General features: G+C 30.3%; 12 protein-coding genes and 1 pseudogene. 3 read left to right on the forward strand and 10 right to left on the reverse strand.

The window, feature by feature from the left end; all coding sequences use genetic code 11:
• Nucleotides 1-92 precede the first annotated feature (92 nt).
• A complete protein-coding gene (locus CQ058_RS32855; protein ID WP_181150755.1) occupies nucleotides 93-203 on the reverse strand; it encodes a hypothetical protein in 111 nt (36 codons plus the stop codon).
• Nucleotides 204-336: 133 nt separating this feature from the next.
• Here CQ058_RS32855 and CQ058_RS04560 point away from each other — a divergent pair, with 133 nt between their 5' ends.
• Entirely contained in the window at nucleotides 337-3,216 is a 2,880-nt protein-coding gene (locus CQ058_RS04560; protein WP_105589490.1) for a hypothetical protein, read from the forward strand.
• A 186-nt stretch (nucleotides 3,217-3,402) separates the two neighbouring features.
• On the opposite strand, the gene CQ058_RS04565 is transcribed toward CQ058_RS04560, so the two are convergent.
• The 3 genes from CQ058_RS04565 to CQ058_RS04575 are packed head-to-tail and all read right to left on the reverse strand — an operon-like array spanning nucleotide 3,403 to nucleotide 8,525.
• On the reverse strand, nucleotides 3,403-4,647 hold the full coding sequence (locus tag CQ058_RS04565) for a phosphorylase family protein (RefSeq protein ID WP_105589491.1): 1,245 nt from the start codon (nucleotides 4,645-4,647) through the stop codon (nucleotides 3,403-3,405).
• A 4-nt stretch (nucleotides 4,648-4,651) separates the two neighbouring features.
• A complete protein-coding gene (locus tag CQ058_RS04570) occupies nucleotides 4,652-5,098 on the reverse strand; it encodes a response regulator transcription factor (protein WP_105589492.1) in 447 nt (148 codons plus the stop codon).
• Nucleotides 5,079-8,525: a hypothetical protein gene (locus CQ058_RS04575; RefSeq protein WP_105589493.1), complete on the reverse strand. Its 3,447-nt coding sequence runs from the start codon at nucleotides 8,523-8,525 to the stop codon at nucleotides 5,079-5,081. The genes CQ058_RS04570 and CQ058_RS04575 overlap by 20 nt, the downstream gene beginning before the upstream one ends.
• Before the next feature lie 290 nt (nucleotides 8,526-8,815).
• Here CQ058_RS04575 and CQ058_RS04580 point away from each other — a divergent pair, with 290 nt between their 5' ends.
• Nucleotides 8,816-9,400, forward strand: coding sequence for a hypothetical protein (locus CQ058_RS04580; RefSeq protein WP_105589494.1), 585 nt, complete (start codon nucleotides 8,816-8,818; stop codon nucleotides 9,398-9,400).
• Nucleotides 9,401-9,532: 132 nt separating this feature from the next.
• On the opposite strand, the gene CQ058_RS04585 is transcribed toward CQ058_RS04580, so the two are convergent.
• From CQ058_RS04585 to CQ058_RS04605, 5 genes and pseudogenes are all read right to left on the reverse strand, one after another.
• A complete protein-coding gene (locus CQ058_RS04585) occupies nucleotides 9,533-10,012 on the reverse strand; it encodes a DUF6262 family protein (protein WP_105589495.1) in 480 nt (159 codons plus the stop codon).
• 36 nt (nucleotides 10,013-10,048) lie between these two features.
• On the reverse strand, nucleotides 10,049-11,674 hold the full coding sequence (locus tag CQ058_RS04590) for a tyrosine-type recombinase/integrase (protein WP_105589496.1): 1,626 nt from the start codon (nucleotides 11,672-11,674) through the stop codon (nucleotides 10,049-10,051).
• Nucleotides 11,646-13,874, reverse strand: a complete 2,229-nt coding sequence (locus CQ058_RS04595) for a tyrosine-type recombinase/integrase (protein WP_105589497.1) — start codon at nucleotides 13,872-13,874, stop codon at nucleotides 11,646-11,648. Before CQ058_RS04595 ends, CQ058_RS04590 begins: the two co-directional genes overlap by 29 nt.
• Before the next feature lie 9 nt (nucleotides 13,875-13,883).
• On the reverse strand, nucleotides 13,884-15,035 hold the full coding sequence (locus CQ058_RS04600; RefSeq protein WP_105589498.1) for a tyrosine-type recombinase/integrase: 1,152 nt from the start codon (nucleotides 15,033-15,035) through the stop codon (nucleotides 13,884-13,886).
• Between the two features lie 132 nt (nucleotides 15,036-15,167).
• Nucleotides 15,168-15,518: pseudogene (locus CQ058_RS04605) on the reverse strand (Y-family DNA polymerase); the annotation flags it as partial.
• A gap of 201 nt (nucleotides 15,519-15,719) precedes the next feature.
• Here CQ058_RS04605 and CQ058_RS04610 point away from each other — a divergent pair.
• Nucleotides 15,720-16,085 (forward strand): YxeA family protein, encoded by a 366-nt coding sequence (locus tag CQ058_RS04610; RefSeq protein WP_002168073.1) that lies wholly within the window; start codon nucleotides 15,720-15,722, stop codon nucleotides 16,083-16,085.
• 115 nt (nucleotides 16,086-16,200) lie between these two features.
• Here CQ058_RS04610 and CQ058_RS04615 read toward each other — a convergent pair whose 3' ends face one another.
• The gene (locus tag CQ058_RS04615; protein WP_002185483.1) at nucleotides 16,201-16,911 is read right to left on the reverse strand and encodes an alpha/beta hydrolase; all 711 of its coding nucleotides are present in this window, start codon (nucleotides 16,909-16,911) and stop codon (nucleotides 16,201-16,203) included.
• Between the last annotated feature and the right edge of the window lie 122 nt (nucleotides 16,912-17,033).

Raw genomic sequence — 17,033 nt, forward strand, 5'->3', positions numbered from 1 at the left:
CCTTTTCATTTTTCGTTATATATTTGCACCAAAACCATTTTCGACAAAAAACATCCTAATAATAGTAGAGTCTTAACTTTATAATTCCTTATTTAATATAGGTATTGCAGTAATTTTTTTATTAAATATTCGGCATCCTCTGGACTTAAAGTAATTATTCCATCTTTTATTGATAATTTTTTTGAAACTTCCCCCGTCAACATACAAGTATTGTTTAGAGCATATATTTAAACAACACTCAAAATAAGTTGGTATATAAAAAGGGGTAATGTAAAGACATGTAACGTTCCGTCACAACCATACAGAATATAAAACTAATCACAGGAGGAATTGAATATGGTTAACCGTATTGATGAACGAAATAAATTACTTGCCGTTTTTCCCGAAGATCCCAAAGGATTTCGTGATCAACATGGCTACATCATCGATATAATTGATGGACATCCAGGTACGCTCGGAGAAGGAACTTTGCATACAGCAATTGCCACCATAGCAATTGCCGCTGGAAATTACTATCAAGATTCCTGGGATGTGAATTTTGCAAACAAATCTTTAAAAGAATTGTTGACCACACTACTTAAAAATAGTTGGGGCAATCGAGATAATCTAGGTCGTGTTCACCCAATCCGTCACCCTGATGTGAAGGAGTATGATGTAAATGGTAAATTTATGCGCCATAGCCCACTGACGAAAGATAGTGTAGGAGCAATTGTAGCTGCGACTTATTATGCTTATAATTGCCCTAATAGTAATCAAGAAGTACGTATGTTAGCCCGCGAATTAATGACTAAATGGACTGAATATTTGATTCTATTTCAGTGGCGAACACACTCCAATTACTTCGCAGGGGAATTCGAATCTAAGAAAATTCCAGGTGAAAAGAATCTATTCTATAAAAATATTTTCAGTGATGAATCCCAAGGGAAGGTAACTTACAAAGGTATAGAGTCATTTATGTTATTGCCTCACGAAATTTATACAATACAGAATGTTGCTGCTAAGTTGGGAATACCGACTAGCCATTGGAACATTTGGGAAAACGAGATGCCTGCTGAACTCAAACAGACAATAGCAGATTATGTGGCTCCATATATTGCAGAAGAATATGCGAAGGGTTTGGAATATGTGTTACAAAAATTAAATTTTTCCCTTCCATATAGTGTTCAATTGGGAGCGGAAGATTGGAAATTAGGTAAAGTGGAGGGTACCTTCGAAGTTCAAATCCCTTCCCATATAAAAGAACAAATTATTAAAAATTCACAAATTGCTGTCAAAGATTTTATTCGTGAAACTGTACGCCTTGATAATTACAAGACTCATCAAGCAGCTGACCTATTAGGGATCGCCATAAATCGCATCCTGAATTTGCTCCCAGATAACCTTGGGCACGATAGTTGGCGCTCCATTCTAACTAGTTCTTTACAGCAGGTAATTCCATGGGTTACTGGTTCCGCTTGGGTTGAAGCTGCAACCTTCTTAGGGACACAACTGTTACTCAAACTTATGGGTCCAGACGTAATTAGTTACACCGTCTGGTCGTTTACTTCCGAATGCGAAACAAGACCAGAGATGAGGGATATACTAAAACCAGGAATACAAAATTTTTTTAGTGTCATACGAGATGAGGGGAATCCTAATGGTCTTTGGGCCTGGTTAGCTGAAGATTCTGATATGGTTCAACAACAACTTCAGTTATTTGAATCAAAAGATTCGGATTACTCATGGAAATTCGCCTATGGGTCAACTCCTTTCAATCAATGGGTTGCCGAAGCTGAAGATCCTTCTGAAAAACAGAAAAATTCAAACAAGCATACTTCTAGACTTGATTATTTAATACTAGATAGTCTTGCTGAAAAAAAAGCACCTCTGGGGATAACCAATATTAACATGGATTGGTTTGAAGAATTTAAAGATATGGTTAAACAGTTAGCAAATCAATTTATTGCCCAAATTAAGAACCAATTTGTTCAAGTAGGCAACTATACCAGAGAAATCATAACCGGAACAGGCGAATTAATCCGAGAAACCTGGACTAGTTCTATGGAATTTACACAGGAAAAATTATTACAAGGAAAGGTCGTCGCTAAAAATACTTGGAATCGAGCTAGTGATTTAATACACCGGTGGATTGAAGTAGATGGGAAAATATCCGAGGAATACTGGAACCGTTTAACAGAGAAGTACTGGAAAGGTGTCTGGTCTCAATCTGGTGATATGATAGAACGAGTTACTCATACTCTTGATGGTAAGCAAATTGAAGAATATTGGAACCGTACGACAGAGAAGTATTGGAAGGGTGTCTGGTCAAAAATCGGTGGTACAGCTAACGATTTTATACAACGAGTTACTCATACTCTTGATGGCAAACAAATTGAAGAATATTGGAACCGTACGACAGAGAAATATTGGAAGGGTGTCTGGTCAAAAATTGGTGGTACAGGTAATGATCTTATAGAACGAGTTACTCATACTCTTGATGGCAAGCAAATTGAAGAATATTGGAACCGTACGACAGAGAAGTATTGGAAGGGTGTCTGGTCAAAAATTGGTGGTACAGCTAATGATCTTATAGAACAAGTTACTCACACTCTCGATGGTAAACAGATTCAAGAATATTGGAATCGTACGACAGAGAAGTATTGGAAAGGTGCTTGGGCCTCAATCGGTGGTACAGCTAATGACCTTATAGAACGAGTTACCCATACTCTCGATGGTAAACACATTGAAGAATATTGGAACCGCAAGACAGAAAAGTATTGGAAGGGTATCTGGTCAAAAATTGGTGGTACAGCTAATGATCTTATAGAACGAGTTATTCATACTCTCGATGGTAAACACATTGAAGAATATTGGAACCGCAAGACAGAGAAGTATTGGAAGGGTATCTGGTCAAAAATTGGTGGTACAGCTAATGATATGATAGAAAGGATTATTCATGCTTCTGATGGTAAGCACATCGAGGAGTACTGGAATCGAACATCAGAGAGATATTGGAAGGGTGTTTGGTCTCAATCTGGTGATATGATAGAACGAGTTATAGAAAAACGGAATGGTCTTATGGAAATAGAAGTTTGGAATGAAGCCGGAAAATGGGGGAAATCTGTTTTTAATGAAGCTGGAGAATTAATTGAACAACTAGGAGAAACTACATCAAAATCGTTATCTGATATATTAAAATCCATTTCCCCTATACCAACAATACACTGGGGATGGTAAAGAATTTTTAGTAAGAGCGTGCTCTTATCTTAAAAATAAATAATAGGGATAGCACCCCACATACACATAAAAAAAGTGGCTTATGCCTGATTGCTTAGCAATCTAGTCATAAGCCACAATAAACTATTCTATATAATTATTTTAAAGTGAATAATTATGAAACTTGTTATTGATTATTGCCGTCTTTTAATAAAGAACTGGTGTCCCTAGAGTAATTTTATTTTTTATAAGATTTTCTATGAGTTGTGCCGTTATATAACTACAGTAATCTTGAAAATCATCATGTTTATATTCATCTGCAAAATCCGAAACAGATTTTATAGCAATATACTTTGGTTTGGGCTTGAAGGCCTTATAAGCACTCAAATAAAATCCGTATATTTCCATATCTATACCTAGTAACTTTCGTTCCTGTTCTATAATCCCACTTACAATTGCATCGTCAGCTATAACTGCACTCCCACTACCAACAGGGCCAATACGAACTACTGGAACTGTTGAAGGTTTAGTAGAATCAAACTTAGTATAAATAGAAGATAAAAACGCTTTATCGTATCCTATCTCCTCTACTAAACTCAAAAGATTTCCAGATGCTCTTACATGAGAAGTTGTTGGTTGAAATGTCCGTTCTCCACCCACATTCGAATATTTTCCTACCTCATAATGCCAACTAGGTTCTGCAACTATTATATCCCCTATATTAGTTTTACCTTTTATTCCAGCCATAATACCCGTCATAAATAAATATTGAGGTTTAAAATAATCAATTAATTTTAAAGTCGTAATAGATGAAGCTGCAATTCCCATTTCATTTGGTGACACACAAACAATCTTATATTCATTTTCAGCTACAGAAAAAGACCCTACATTATAGAATAATTCTTCATCTTTAAAAATCCTTACTTGCTTCCAATTAAAATCTAATTTTAAAATACTTTCTAGTTCTTTTCGTAATGCACATACAATTCCAAAATCAAATCTATAATCTAATTCCGAAGAGCGTTTACTTTCTTTTACTAAATCTATATGTTCTAGAGTTTGAATGAGTATCTTTTGCCAACTATCTGAATGAATATCATATTTTTCAATCGCAAAAATTGAATCTTTAATTTGAACTTTATAATCTTCTAAACTATCATCAAATTCGCTTAGACACAAAATTGTATTAGGTCGATTAAATCTTTTAGTAGACGTAATCTCCTGTATAAAAGAAATACCAGCGTCCTTTCGTACAGTAGCCCCATTACATTCAGGTAACTGAATATCCAATACCATTAAATCAAACAATTGCTTTTGAAGTAACGATCTCGCGTCGTTTAAATTATCAGCAGTATCTATTTCAATCTTAGTAAATAGAGAATTTTGTGAAATGATTTTTTTTATAGAGTTTATCTTATCTTGATTGTCATCAACTATAAGTATATTTAACATTCGGCTACCTATCTTTTATTAAACTAATTATATTCATTTCCCAGTCTGATTTATCTGGTTCAAAGTAAATCATTGATAATAAAAATTCATTATATTCTTCAAACAGTTCTTTTTTCATTTCATCAAAACTCTTTAAACTATGTTCTTCACCAAATGTAGCATATTGAGTAATTACAATGGTTGGCGTAAATATTTTTTTTCGCTTCATTTGACCTAATATTTCTTTCCCTGCATATCTTATAAGTTTTCCACCATGTGAAGAAGGTGTTTTATCAAAGGTTGGCATAGTCATATCTAGTAATATTAGATTATACTTGTCTAATAAAATTTTTCTTAACCCACTATTATATGAAATAGCAGTATCTATTGAAATATTGTCTACCTCTTGTTTCAAAAAGCTTTCTATTTTACTACTTTTATTCATATCATCCTCAATGATCAAAATTTTCAAGTATAATCCCCCCTGACCCCATAGAAATATTTATATAAAATTCTTTCGTCTCATCATTAATACCAAATTCTAATTTAGAATTTACTGGTTTAATATCATATTTAACTATTTTCACTATTTTATACAGGCCTGAACCGCCCTCTTGAGAAGCTCTTTTTAATATTTCTGTACTCTCTGATTCTATGATATGATTAATTTCTTTTAATTTTTCATGAAGAGCTGCCTTTCTTGAAGTAATCTCTTCTATTGATAAATCTACTTTGTTTATACATGATATACGAATGGCCTTATTTTCATCCTCAGATATATTAATACTAATTTGTTGTAATTCTTTCATTCCACTTCTTTTAAAAACATTATCAAATATCGTTATAAACAAATCTACAAACCACTTTAAGTATTTCCCGTCTATTTGCAAGTCTGGCTGTATATTTCTATCTACAGTACACTTCTTATTATTACCATTAATACTTTTAGCATATTCCAAACCAATATCAACTGGTAACTCTACCGTAAAGTTATCTATTTCTATAACATTTTCTTTGGTAAACCACGTTGATACTTTTTCAATTTGGTAATCTAAATCTGTTCGTAAATTAATTATTTTTTGATTAAACTCATCCAGATTTACGCTATCTTGATACTCATTTAAAGATTCTTTCATACTTCCAATTTGTTTAATTAATATCTGTTTAAAATCATTATTTAAGTAGTCCCGTACATTTTTTAAATTTACTTCTGTTTTTTTCCATAAAAAATCAAATATATCATCAATAAAACTTTCAAATGTTAAATCAGTTTCGTTTGCATGTTTTGTGAAAAGAACAAACAATTCAATACTATTTATATAATAGTTAAACAGGGATACGTTATCATTAAATTTAGTTGATACTTGTATTTTAGAATCTTTTAGATCAAATAGATTCCTATCTATTTCTTCACTAAATGTGCTTAATATGCTATCAATATACTCTTTAATTTCACTATCTTGAATTTCCATTTTTTCCAACCAGTAAATATTGGATTTATATTTTTTTAGGTTAGAGTCAAATAAGGTTAAAAAATTATCCTTTTCAAACAATTTTCTAAGTTGTCCTAATAAAGTACCGTGCCTTATACCTACACTTAAATATACATTTAATCCATACTCTCCACTATCTAAAAAGGAATCTGTTATTTCATATACTATATCATTATATATATCAGAATACTTATTTCCTTTCAATTTATAAATTTCATTTTCACCACTATTTTCAGATGTAAATACAATAGGTTCAGGTTTATCCTTTAAGCTTTTAAAGTATTCCTGCAACCTTAAGAAATTATCTTTAATCTTTTTATAGACTTGTTTTTTTATACCATCTAAATCTACATATATTTTACTTTTATCCAGGGCGTTGCTGTATTTTTTTATTTGAATACTTTGTGTAATACTTTTTATTTCATCATTATATTTTTCAAGGTTTTCACAATCAATCACACCTAAAGTTTTACATATCTTAATTCTCTCTTCCTCTACTTCTTCATAGTTTTCAAATAGATAATATTTTGACATAGTATCCACATCACAATAATTTTTTAACAAATAAATTATCTTATTCATTTCATATTTACTGCTTGTACAGTCTAGTTCTGAAATAAAATCTATATAATTTCCCTTTACAAAATCCTCAAAATAATAATGTTTATTTTCAAATATTTTATCATCTAAGTATTTTGAAATTAACTCAATATAGATAAGGTAATCAATGTTATCTGACTTGAAATTGAAATCAACTATTGTCTCTTTAATTTTAAAGTTATCAATCTCAAATAATAAATTTCTATTTAAAAAATAACAATCAACTATTAAATTAACAGCCATATCTATATTATTCAATTCAATATAAGACTTAATTTTCCCCAATGATACTTCAAAAAGATTAATACCAATATCTTTTGTATCTATTAAGTTGTAATATTCTAATGCAGATTCAAAATTATTATTATTTGAATGTAAATTTGCTAATAATCTATATTTTCGATTCTTATCAATTTCAAGTTTTTCAACTAAAGAAATATTAGAAGCATTATACGCTTCATGAACTTTATAAGTAATCGATTGATTATTAAATATTTTCCCGATATATTCATTACGTTGAGAGGTATTAGTGTAAATAAAAGATAACAGTTGCGGTTTTATATATTTAGAAATTATAAAACCCTGCTTGATAGTATCTAATTCCTTAATAGATTTGGTTCCAAAATATATTACATAAATATAACTCCGCAGTTTCCAAGACCACCAATTGTTTGCATTCTCAGAACAAATTTTCAAGATAGTATCTAAATCATTTTCATCGTTTCCATTTTTCAAATCGTAAAATTTCAAGGTCGTATTGATAATATTTCCATGCAGTTGCTTATCATTCAAATCACTATTCAATTCGAGTTTTAAAAGAGATTTAATATATATCTCATAAATCTCAATCGTATATGGTTGCTCATCCAATATCCTATCGCAAATTTCCAGTGTATTTTTATAGTCACCACTTGTATAAAAATCTAAAGCTTGATTAATTAAATCTTCATTTTTTAGCATTGAGGATTTCATAAATTTCACTTTTAAATAATTGCTCACAGGATCATCTACAATGCTACTTAACACTGAGAAAACTTTATTAACTACAGTTAAATTGACAGAAACTTTTTCTAATTCTGTACAATCTATTAATACTTTTATTGCTGTATGATAACGATCAATTAATGAAAGATTTTCTTCCATACTCATAATTTTGCCTAAATCTAGTTTTTGATTCACTAAATTCATAGAGAATTTATAATATATATAATCTTTCAATTTTAAATCTTTAATAATTACCCAATTTTTTATATACCTATCCAGTTCTATTTCATACCTTGTAGGCGATACTATATCTTCACTTTTTAAAAGTAATAATAAACTAGATATTTTATATATTACATTCACATTACTCTTAATTATTGAATCAACAAATTTCTCACTCTTTTTATAACTATTATCCAGTTTTTTATAGAGGTTGATATAACTTTCTATCAACCATATTGAAATACCATAATCATTATGAATAGTATCTAAAATCTCCTCACATTGTTCATATTCAGCATTAAAGTATGCAGATAAATATTCTTTTTGCATGATAACAAAAGAATTTAATGGCTCTTTATATATTTTGATGAAAGTAGCTAACCATAAAAGTTCAAATTCGAGTGAAGATTTTGTTTTCACTTGTATAAAATTAGAACCTTCATTCTTTTTAGGAAACATATGTTTATTTAGCCGTTTCCTAAAATTCGGATTTTTTAATAGAGGAAATATTTTAGAATCGATGTTTTTTGTTTTTGCTTCGCTTTTAATTTGACTAATATCAAAATATTTTTGAGACCTTAAAAATACTGTCTTACTCATTTAATCACTCCTTCTTTCACTACTACAATGACCTGTCTCTTTTTTCACATATAAATTTTCTATCATTAAATCTACCACTCGTTTTTAATTGTAAATTTCGGGGAAATAAACAATTTACTAAATTAGAAAAGACATATAAGAATACATTTATATTTTACCATTTATGCAGAATTCTGCTAGGTATTTATCCCTATATTTTTTATGAAATAACTCCTATTGATTTTTCTTCAAACAATTTCATTCTTACATATAGTATAATAGATATTAATAAATACTATAGGAGGTCTTCAATGATAGACTTTTTTTTAGCTTTACCTAATAAAGATAAATTTACCTTTATAGGTATATTAATTACTGCAACTACAAGTTTTGTTACACTATTAATTTCATTAAAATTGAATAAGCGATCATCTTATGTAAGCTCAATAACTAATGAACGTATAAATTCAATGACACACCTTAAACAAAACACAGCAAATTATATATCTATGTTGAAATCATTTATCGCCAATGAGGAAAGCTCTATTTCAATTTCAAAACTGTATAATTTAAAATTACATATTGAGTTTCAATTAAACCTTATAAAAGAGCGCGAAAAAATTATTATCCAAAGAATGGATAATTTGTATATCTTAATAAACTATCTAAATAGTATAAATCAAGATAATACGGTCAAAACAATAATAACAGAATTGACAAATAAAGGGATAGAGACAGCGAGGTTACCAATACCTTACACCGAAAGTACTCGTTTAAGTATAAAGAATTCAAGAAAATATTTAAAAAGAGTAATAGGAATGGAATTAGATTTACTAGAATACGACTTAAAAAATCACATAAAATTAGAGTGGGAAAAGATTAAAACGGAAATATAATTAACTTTATTATCGTCTTCTAAGTTTACTATGCAAAAACATCTAAGGAAAATAAGAGAGATTAATTTAAGCGCAAATTAGTCTCTCTTATTAAATTTAGATACACTACCTCTTACATTCCAGTTAATTCTTTCATGATTCATCAATCTCTATCCCTCGAACATGAAGTACCCTTAATAATTTCAAATATTTGTACAAAAGTTTTTCATTTTCTTTCTTTTGCTCCTCATACTCATTTATAAACACTCGACTTCTAGATGTTTCCAGTTCTAATTTCTTCTGAAGATTACTCATCTTTGTTTCTACTTTTTCTAAATGTTTATTGACGCGTTGCACCTCTTTTTCTAACTCTGCAACTTTTCTATTGTGTTGTATTTTACTTATCATGTTATCTGAATGAGAAGATGGTCCTATCCAATGCTGATCCCATATCGTTCTTAAATGCGTTTTATAAATAGCTGTTTTGCTTAACCCTGTCATTTCTATAATTTTCTCGGGTCGAATAATTACAGACTCACCCTCTAAATCCTTTAAGGTCTGAATAGCCCACCTTACTTTTTCAATGGATTCGTGTCGTTTCTTCTCCTGATATTGCATAAGTCCTGTATTCATTTTATTCCTCCCCTATCTTCTAGCAAATTTTACATTTTATTTATCTACGCCCTCTGTTTGATACTGTTCTATACCTTTTTCACATATCTCAATTATCCTTTCTAGATAACTAATATTTCTTATAGCATTCTCTAATTGAGAGGCTCTTCTTGTATCCGTACCAATTCTTTCTATTACAGCTTGCCAATATTCATATTCTTTTTTGTAATCATCATAATAATCGGCTCTTGGAATAAACCATTCACATGCATAGCATTCAAAAAGTATAGAAGTTCCTTTAGGGTTACACCCAGATATATCGCCGCATATTCCAACACCTTTTTTCCCATTTGCTTCCCATGTTAAATATTTGTTTAAATCCTTTGATAAAAAGTTTATTGTTTGGGTATCAAGATTCATAATTCTTCCTTTAAATGATACTGCATTATTTTCTAGACCTTTTAGTTCCCCTATATTTAAATGGACTTCTTTTTGTCTTTCTTTTAATTGATGTAAGTAATGAGAGGGCATGTTAATATTTTTATGTCCCGTTAACTTAACTATTTGCTCCATGGTGTAACCAACTTGATACATTCTATCTGTAACTGCATTATGTCTAAACTGGTGAGAAGTTACAGTATAAGGATTTCCATTTTCATCAACAATTCCAATAATTGTAGCAAAACTTTTTAAGTATCTATTCATTGTAATATTGTCTAAATTTCTTACAAATTTATATCTCTTATCATATCTAATATCCACATTACCATTACCATCATTATGTAGTGTCAAATATCTTCCAATGAACAAATAATCTTTTTGGTCTCCATCATTTAAATGATAATTTTTCAACAGTTTTTCAGTTTGTAATTTTAATTGTTTGATTAGATCCACCACAAATTTACCATGCCCAGAATAGATAACAGGAATTGCTTTCATTTCAGGATTATAATACCCACCATTTTGCTTAAAGGTAGGAATACTAATTGTATATTCACTATAAAAAGCTTTTAAACACTCCCTTTTCATACTTAATATTTCAGTTCCTCTGTTTGGAAATGATCTTATTAACCAGTAAAAGGTACGGAATTCTAAAGGAATATTAACATTCATATTCTTCATTGCTCTATCCATCTTTTGAATAGCGTTAAGAGGAACCATCCTATTTTTAGGATTATGAACTTGTTTAAAAGGATTTATAGATTTCGTCGGAACAGTATGAGGTAGTTCTGGAAACCCTTTAAGGCTTTTAAAAAAATCATTAATTGCTCTATAGAGTGCACTTTTATGATTTGGCTTGTAATTATTATCAATACTAATTGCATATTCATATGCATTAATAATATCTCTACGTATATTTCTCAAGGAAACTCCTGGATAGTTTTCATGTAAAAAATCTATAAAAACTGCAATATAATATACTTTTTGCTGAATACCAAAAACAGAATGAGTTTTAATCAATGCATAATACTTTAATAAACTTTTATAAGGCTCATTGAACTTATGAAATCTTACTACATAGTATGATTTTGCTCTTGAATCTCTATGCTTATGACGGTAATACCAAACATCATCTGCAAAATCAAAATCTCCTAATTGTGAGATTTTATCTATAAGTCTTCGTCTTAGAGTGCCATCATATAATGGATCTGTACTAGTTATGGAGATACTGTTTTTGTTCATCTTCTGATAACCTCTCTTTTATAAACTTTTCTAGTTTCTGAACTGTATCATCATATGTTTTTAATAAACTTATCTCCGCTTGATATTCTCTATAATCTTTCCACTCACCAATATTATTTTCAATCATAACTTTTTCCCATTCATCTAAATAGCTTTGTTGTTCGCTATATAGCTTTTTCCACATTTCCAACTTTTGCGGACCTGTTATCAACATCTTGCATCCTACACATTTTTTCTTATGACATGGACCAAATGATACATGTTTTATACAAGTTCCGTGTCCTTCAGGTGTACTTCTAGATCCCATCATAATTTCATCCTTTAAATGTTTTAGTTCTGATGGACTATATATATTCTTAATATCTGAATCTAAATTATCGAACGCAACATTGAAATATTCGGCATCTAATTTCGCAATTTTCATAAGTTCAATGTCATGATAATGTTTCATAGTAGCTTTTGAATCTAAATGAGTTAACCAATCACTGACCTCTTCTACTGTTGCACCATTTGTGAATAAATTAACTGCTACAGTTTTTCTACATTGATGATGGGTATATTTCCATAATAAACCATCCCGATCGCGTATACTGTATTTATGAATTAATTTATTAATCGCTCGCGCTATTTCTGTACCAGAATACAGTTTGATTCCCTTTTTTGTATTCTTTAAAAATATTCTGTTTTCTCCACTAATTTTTCTTAACTCTCTTGTATCTTCAATTTGCTGATTAATAATTTTTATCAAACTCGCATCACTAATAGGAAGATAATGATAATCTTCAAGGCCATGCTTTCTTCTATACTTTAAAGTCTTATGTGGAATGAATTTAAGATAATAAATTCTATCTTTAGTGTCATAAATAAGGCACTCTTCTTTTAAATTAATAGCTTCACTAATTCTAATTCCCGTGTTCATCATAATAGTCCATGCACATTGTACAAATGGATCTAGCTCACTTAATTTTTCTTTTAATACATTTATAACTTCTTCAGGAATATAGGTAGCGCTTTCAGAAAATGCATCCACGTTATGTAAAATCATCATCCTAAAAGGATTCTCTATAGAACTTTTTTCTTTCTTTTTAACTATCCAATCAAATAATAGTCTACATTCAGAAATACAGCTTTGTATTGTTTTAATATTATAGTTCATGCCTGTTTTGCCATGGATTTTTTGTAAAATATCAATAATTTGTTGCACTTGAATTACATCTATATCTAATAAGGATGAGTATTTATTGTATTGCATTTTATGCAATGCAGCTCCTAACTTTTGAATATGCCTAAATCTTCTAGCAACTCCCCTTACATTCTCTCCCATTTGTGTATAACTATGTATATATTCTTTCAACTCTACTTTTACTATACCGTGTAAAAATGTCCAATCCAATTTTCTAATCATTGGAATTTGTATATTTATATCAACAATTAGCCAAATATCATCAGAGAAAGAATATCTGTGTGTTTTCAATTTTTCTATTAAATAAGATTCTAGTTGTTGAAATATTGGTTGCATAAAATATCGAAAATCTATATTGTTCATAACAAGTGAATTAATATCACTAATTCCTAATGCAAAAGCTCCAAACTTTTTTCTATTAAAACATAAGTGTTCATCTATATATACCTTTCCAATTCGAATTAGATAATTAGAAGAAACTTCTTTCAAGTCAGTGTATAAAGGTTGTCTTCTTATATAATCTGGAAATGAATTTAAAATCCTTTTAACACCTTTTATTCGTAGATCAACTAAGGCATTTTTCAAATCATTTTTTAGTTGAGTATAAAATACTTCTACACTCTCTTTTATAATATGATGCTGGTTTCCAGTATGGACATATTCTTCAATTAAAAACTCAATAATTCCTTGCTTACTAATCACCTTTTCCTTGGAATAAAACTCCTTACAAATCTCCTTCAAGAGAGCTGAAAATTCATTATAAAAAACCTTTTCTGCAATCTTCAATACATTATTTGCTAGTAACGGACTCCTTATGACACATTTAAATAATTTTATATCGGTGCTTTTCAATGCATACTCTACATCATCCACTAGAACCTCCAGATACTCCATAGGGATAAAACCTGGATCATCTACATATAATTTTTTTGACCAATACAGTTTAATTTCATAACCGTTAATTTCGTAAACACCCTGTACTGGTGATATGTCTCTTAGTACTTTTACATTAGCCATTGTTCGCTCCTATTCATCACTCTGATTGACTACTATAGTTTTAATCTTATCCATTACTTTTTTTCTCTGCTTCTTCGTGTATCCTTTCTCATATACTTTTAAACTTCTCACACTAGACCAACCTAATTCTTCTAATATTAACCCCTCTGTCACACCTAATTCGGGATGTTCTCTCATAATCTCAACTAATTCTTGGGCTCTGGTGCTTCTTCCACTATGTGTTCTAATTTCAGAACGTTCCATACCAGCTTTTTCAGCAGCATTTTTTAAAATGTGTAAGAAGTTACGTGCTTTTAATGGTTCTCCTTTATACTTTCCTTTGTGATTTAGAAATAAATATTCACTATAATAAATATCTGATTTTCTTCGTTCATTTTCTTTGTATACTTGTATTTGTTCAGAAAGAGTTTCATATATCGGTACCTCTCTTTCTTTTGTTTTCGCTTTAGCATAATTTTTAATATTGTCTCTTTTTATTATTGAAAGCCAATTATTATGAGGATCAAAATCCTCTAACCTTAAACCCAATATTTCACCGATTCTCATACCAGTTTCGATACTAATTTGGAAAATAAGTTTATCTCGTACAGTTGGTAAAAAATCAAAAATACTTTCTTTCTCTTCTTCGCTGTACCATTTTAGATGATTTCTTTTTTGCTTGTAAGTTAATCTACTCAAAATTGTCTTTTCTACATCAAACTCCCATATCTGTCCGTATAAAAAAATTTTTTCTTTAAATTTAGTATTTTTTATATCGCTATTTCCGTAGATAATAGGATTATGAATAATTTTCATATTGTCCTCTAGCCAGTAATAAAAGCCTTTTAGAACACTAATATTCATCTTCACGGCTGTGTAAGTCATATTCGTATCAACATTTAAAACTTTCTCGTTTAATCCTAAAAGATGCTTCACATATTCTTCTATGACTCCCTTTCTAGTCACATTTTTATAATGGATATTCCTCTCTTTTAAATATCTAAGATATTGTAATAAAGCATAAGCATATCTCTCTCCTGTTAAATAGCTATTTATTGAAACAAAATCAAGCCATAAACATACTTCTGGTACAGGAATACCATCCTCCACAATTAAATATCTTAGAATTTCTCCATTACTAGCTTTTTTTACTTTTAATCCATACGTATTTTCATGCTTCACCCTACAATTCTCACCTCATTTGCTGTATTTATTAATAGTGTACTGAAATTCTTTTAGTACACTATTAATAAATACATTCTTTCTAAGCCATAAACGAAAAAAGTAAACCATTTTCTTTGGTTTACTTTAATATAACAGAACATCGATACTATATTGATGAAAATCTTCCGGCGCAACATACTGTAAAGCTAAGCCCGTTATGTAATTTGAACATTTCACATACGTATGCATAATTGGATTCACAATAATAATATCTTGCCGCTTCGGTATTTCGTACAAACGAGCCATCTTCTTTATTCCTAACGCTTTTAATGGCGGTGTTGCTGCCAATACAATTGATCCACTGCGGTTTACATCTCCTACGACAGCCAATTTTGTATAACGTGGATCAAGTCCTTTTTTAATACATGATACGCTCGCATAAAAGCTACGAAGATCTACACAAAGAATAATGCGATTTGGTAAAAGAGAATAATCATACAAGGTTATCACTCCTAACAAAAGAACGTCTGTTCTTATTATATACGAACTAACGTTCTTTTTAAAGGTATTTTCATGAAAATTTTGGTTAAAATAACCTTACTTTAAAAATTTTTTTAAGAAAAACTTAAGAAATTCCCCGCTATATTCATAAGAAGTTTTTTCTATACTGAAAAACGTAAATACGTAAAAGGAGAAACAATCATGAAGAAATTTGTACTTTACATAATAGGCATAGGCCTCCCTATATACTTACTACCTTTCATATTACGCGGAGATTTAGACAGATTTAATCCGATTGCTGAAGAAAAAAATGTATACGCTATTACGGAGGAATATGGCGTTCCAGATTACCATCATAAAGGAAGAGCTATGTACTCGCTAAAAGGTGTTGATGAATTAAGGAATGAAAAGGAATATAAAGTAGGAACGAACACTCCTAATGATTTTATAAGAAAAACTTACTTAAAAATTCATGTGAAAGGTAAGTATGTCTATTCCTACGACATTATTTCTGAAAAGGACATTCCGGAGAAAATAAGGGGCCAATTGGAGATAGCAAATAAATAAAAGAGCCAATTCGTACGAGTTGGCTCTTTATTATCTCTCCCACCTACCGTTAGGCTATCTTCCTACACATGCTTGAGATGGGAGAATCCTTTCGGTAAATTTATTACATTCGCTATCATTGTTTTAATAACCATTCTTCAATTACTTTCACTGTTTCATCTCGTTGTGCTTTTGACGTAATTAAGCTCGCATTATCACCTTTTTGCTCACCATACATGCCAAAATGAGCATGGTTTCCGCCTTTTATCATGTGCATAGCTGTATTCTTTGACATTAACTTTTTATTGCTCTCTATTTTTTCTACAGTTGCTAAAGCATCTACTTCCCCATAAATTGATAACATTGGAATCGATTTAGTAGAGAAATCATCTGCAGGATACGAACCTAAGAAAATGATCCCGTCTACCTTGTCTTCATGTTGAAAGGCATACTTAGAAATCATAGCTCCTCCCATTGAATGCCCCGCAACATACCATTTTTGAACTTCAGGATACTGTTCAATTACACTGTCTACTGCATTGATTCCAAGTATCGCTAAATTTAATGGTAACTTAGGCATTACTACAACATGCCCCTCTTTTGCAAGAGCTTTTCCTAAGTAACTATAAGCCTCAGCTTCTACTTTAGCTCCTTGATAAAAAATAACCCCTATTTTAGCATCTTTCTCTCCAAATACTATATTACCTTCATCTTTTTTATCATCTACTAACGACAAAGCCTCTTTCGTTGGTTTATAAGTAAACTGAGACCAAGTCAAAAACGTAATACTTCCTATAAGTAAAATACCTAGTAAAGAGTAAAGAACAATTTTCATCCACTTCTTCACATATATGCCCTCCCTAAGATGTGTATATTTTATACTTTAAATGATTATTTATATAATTGTCGAATAATCTTAACTAATAAATTTAGAAAAAATAATACGAGCCCTCAAATGCCGTTTTAAAA

Source organism: Bacillus sp. MYb56, from assembly GCF_002976445.1.
In the GTDB taxonomy this organism is placed as follows: domain Bacteria; phylum Bacillota; class Bacilli; order Bacillales; family Bacillaceae_G; genus Bacillus_A; species Bacillus_A mycoides.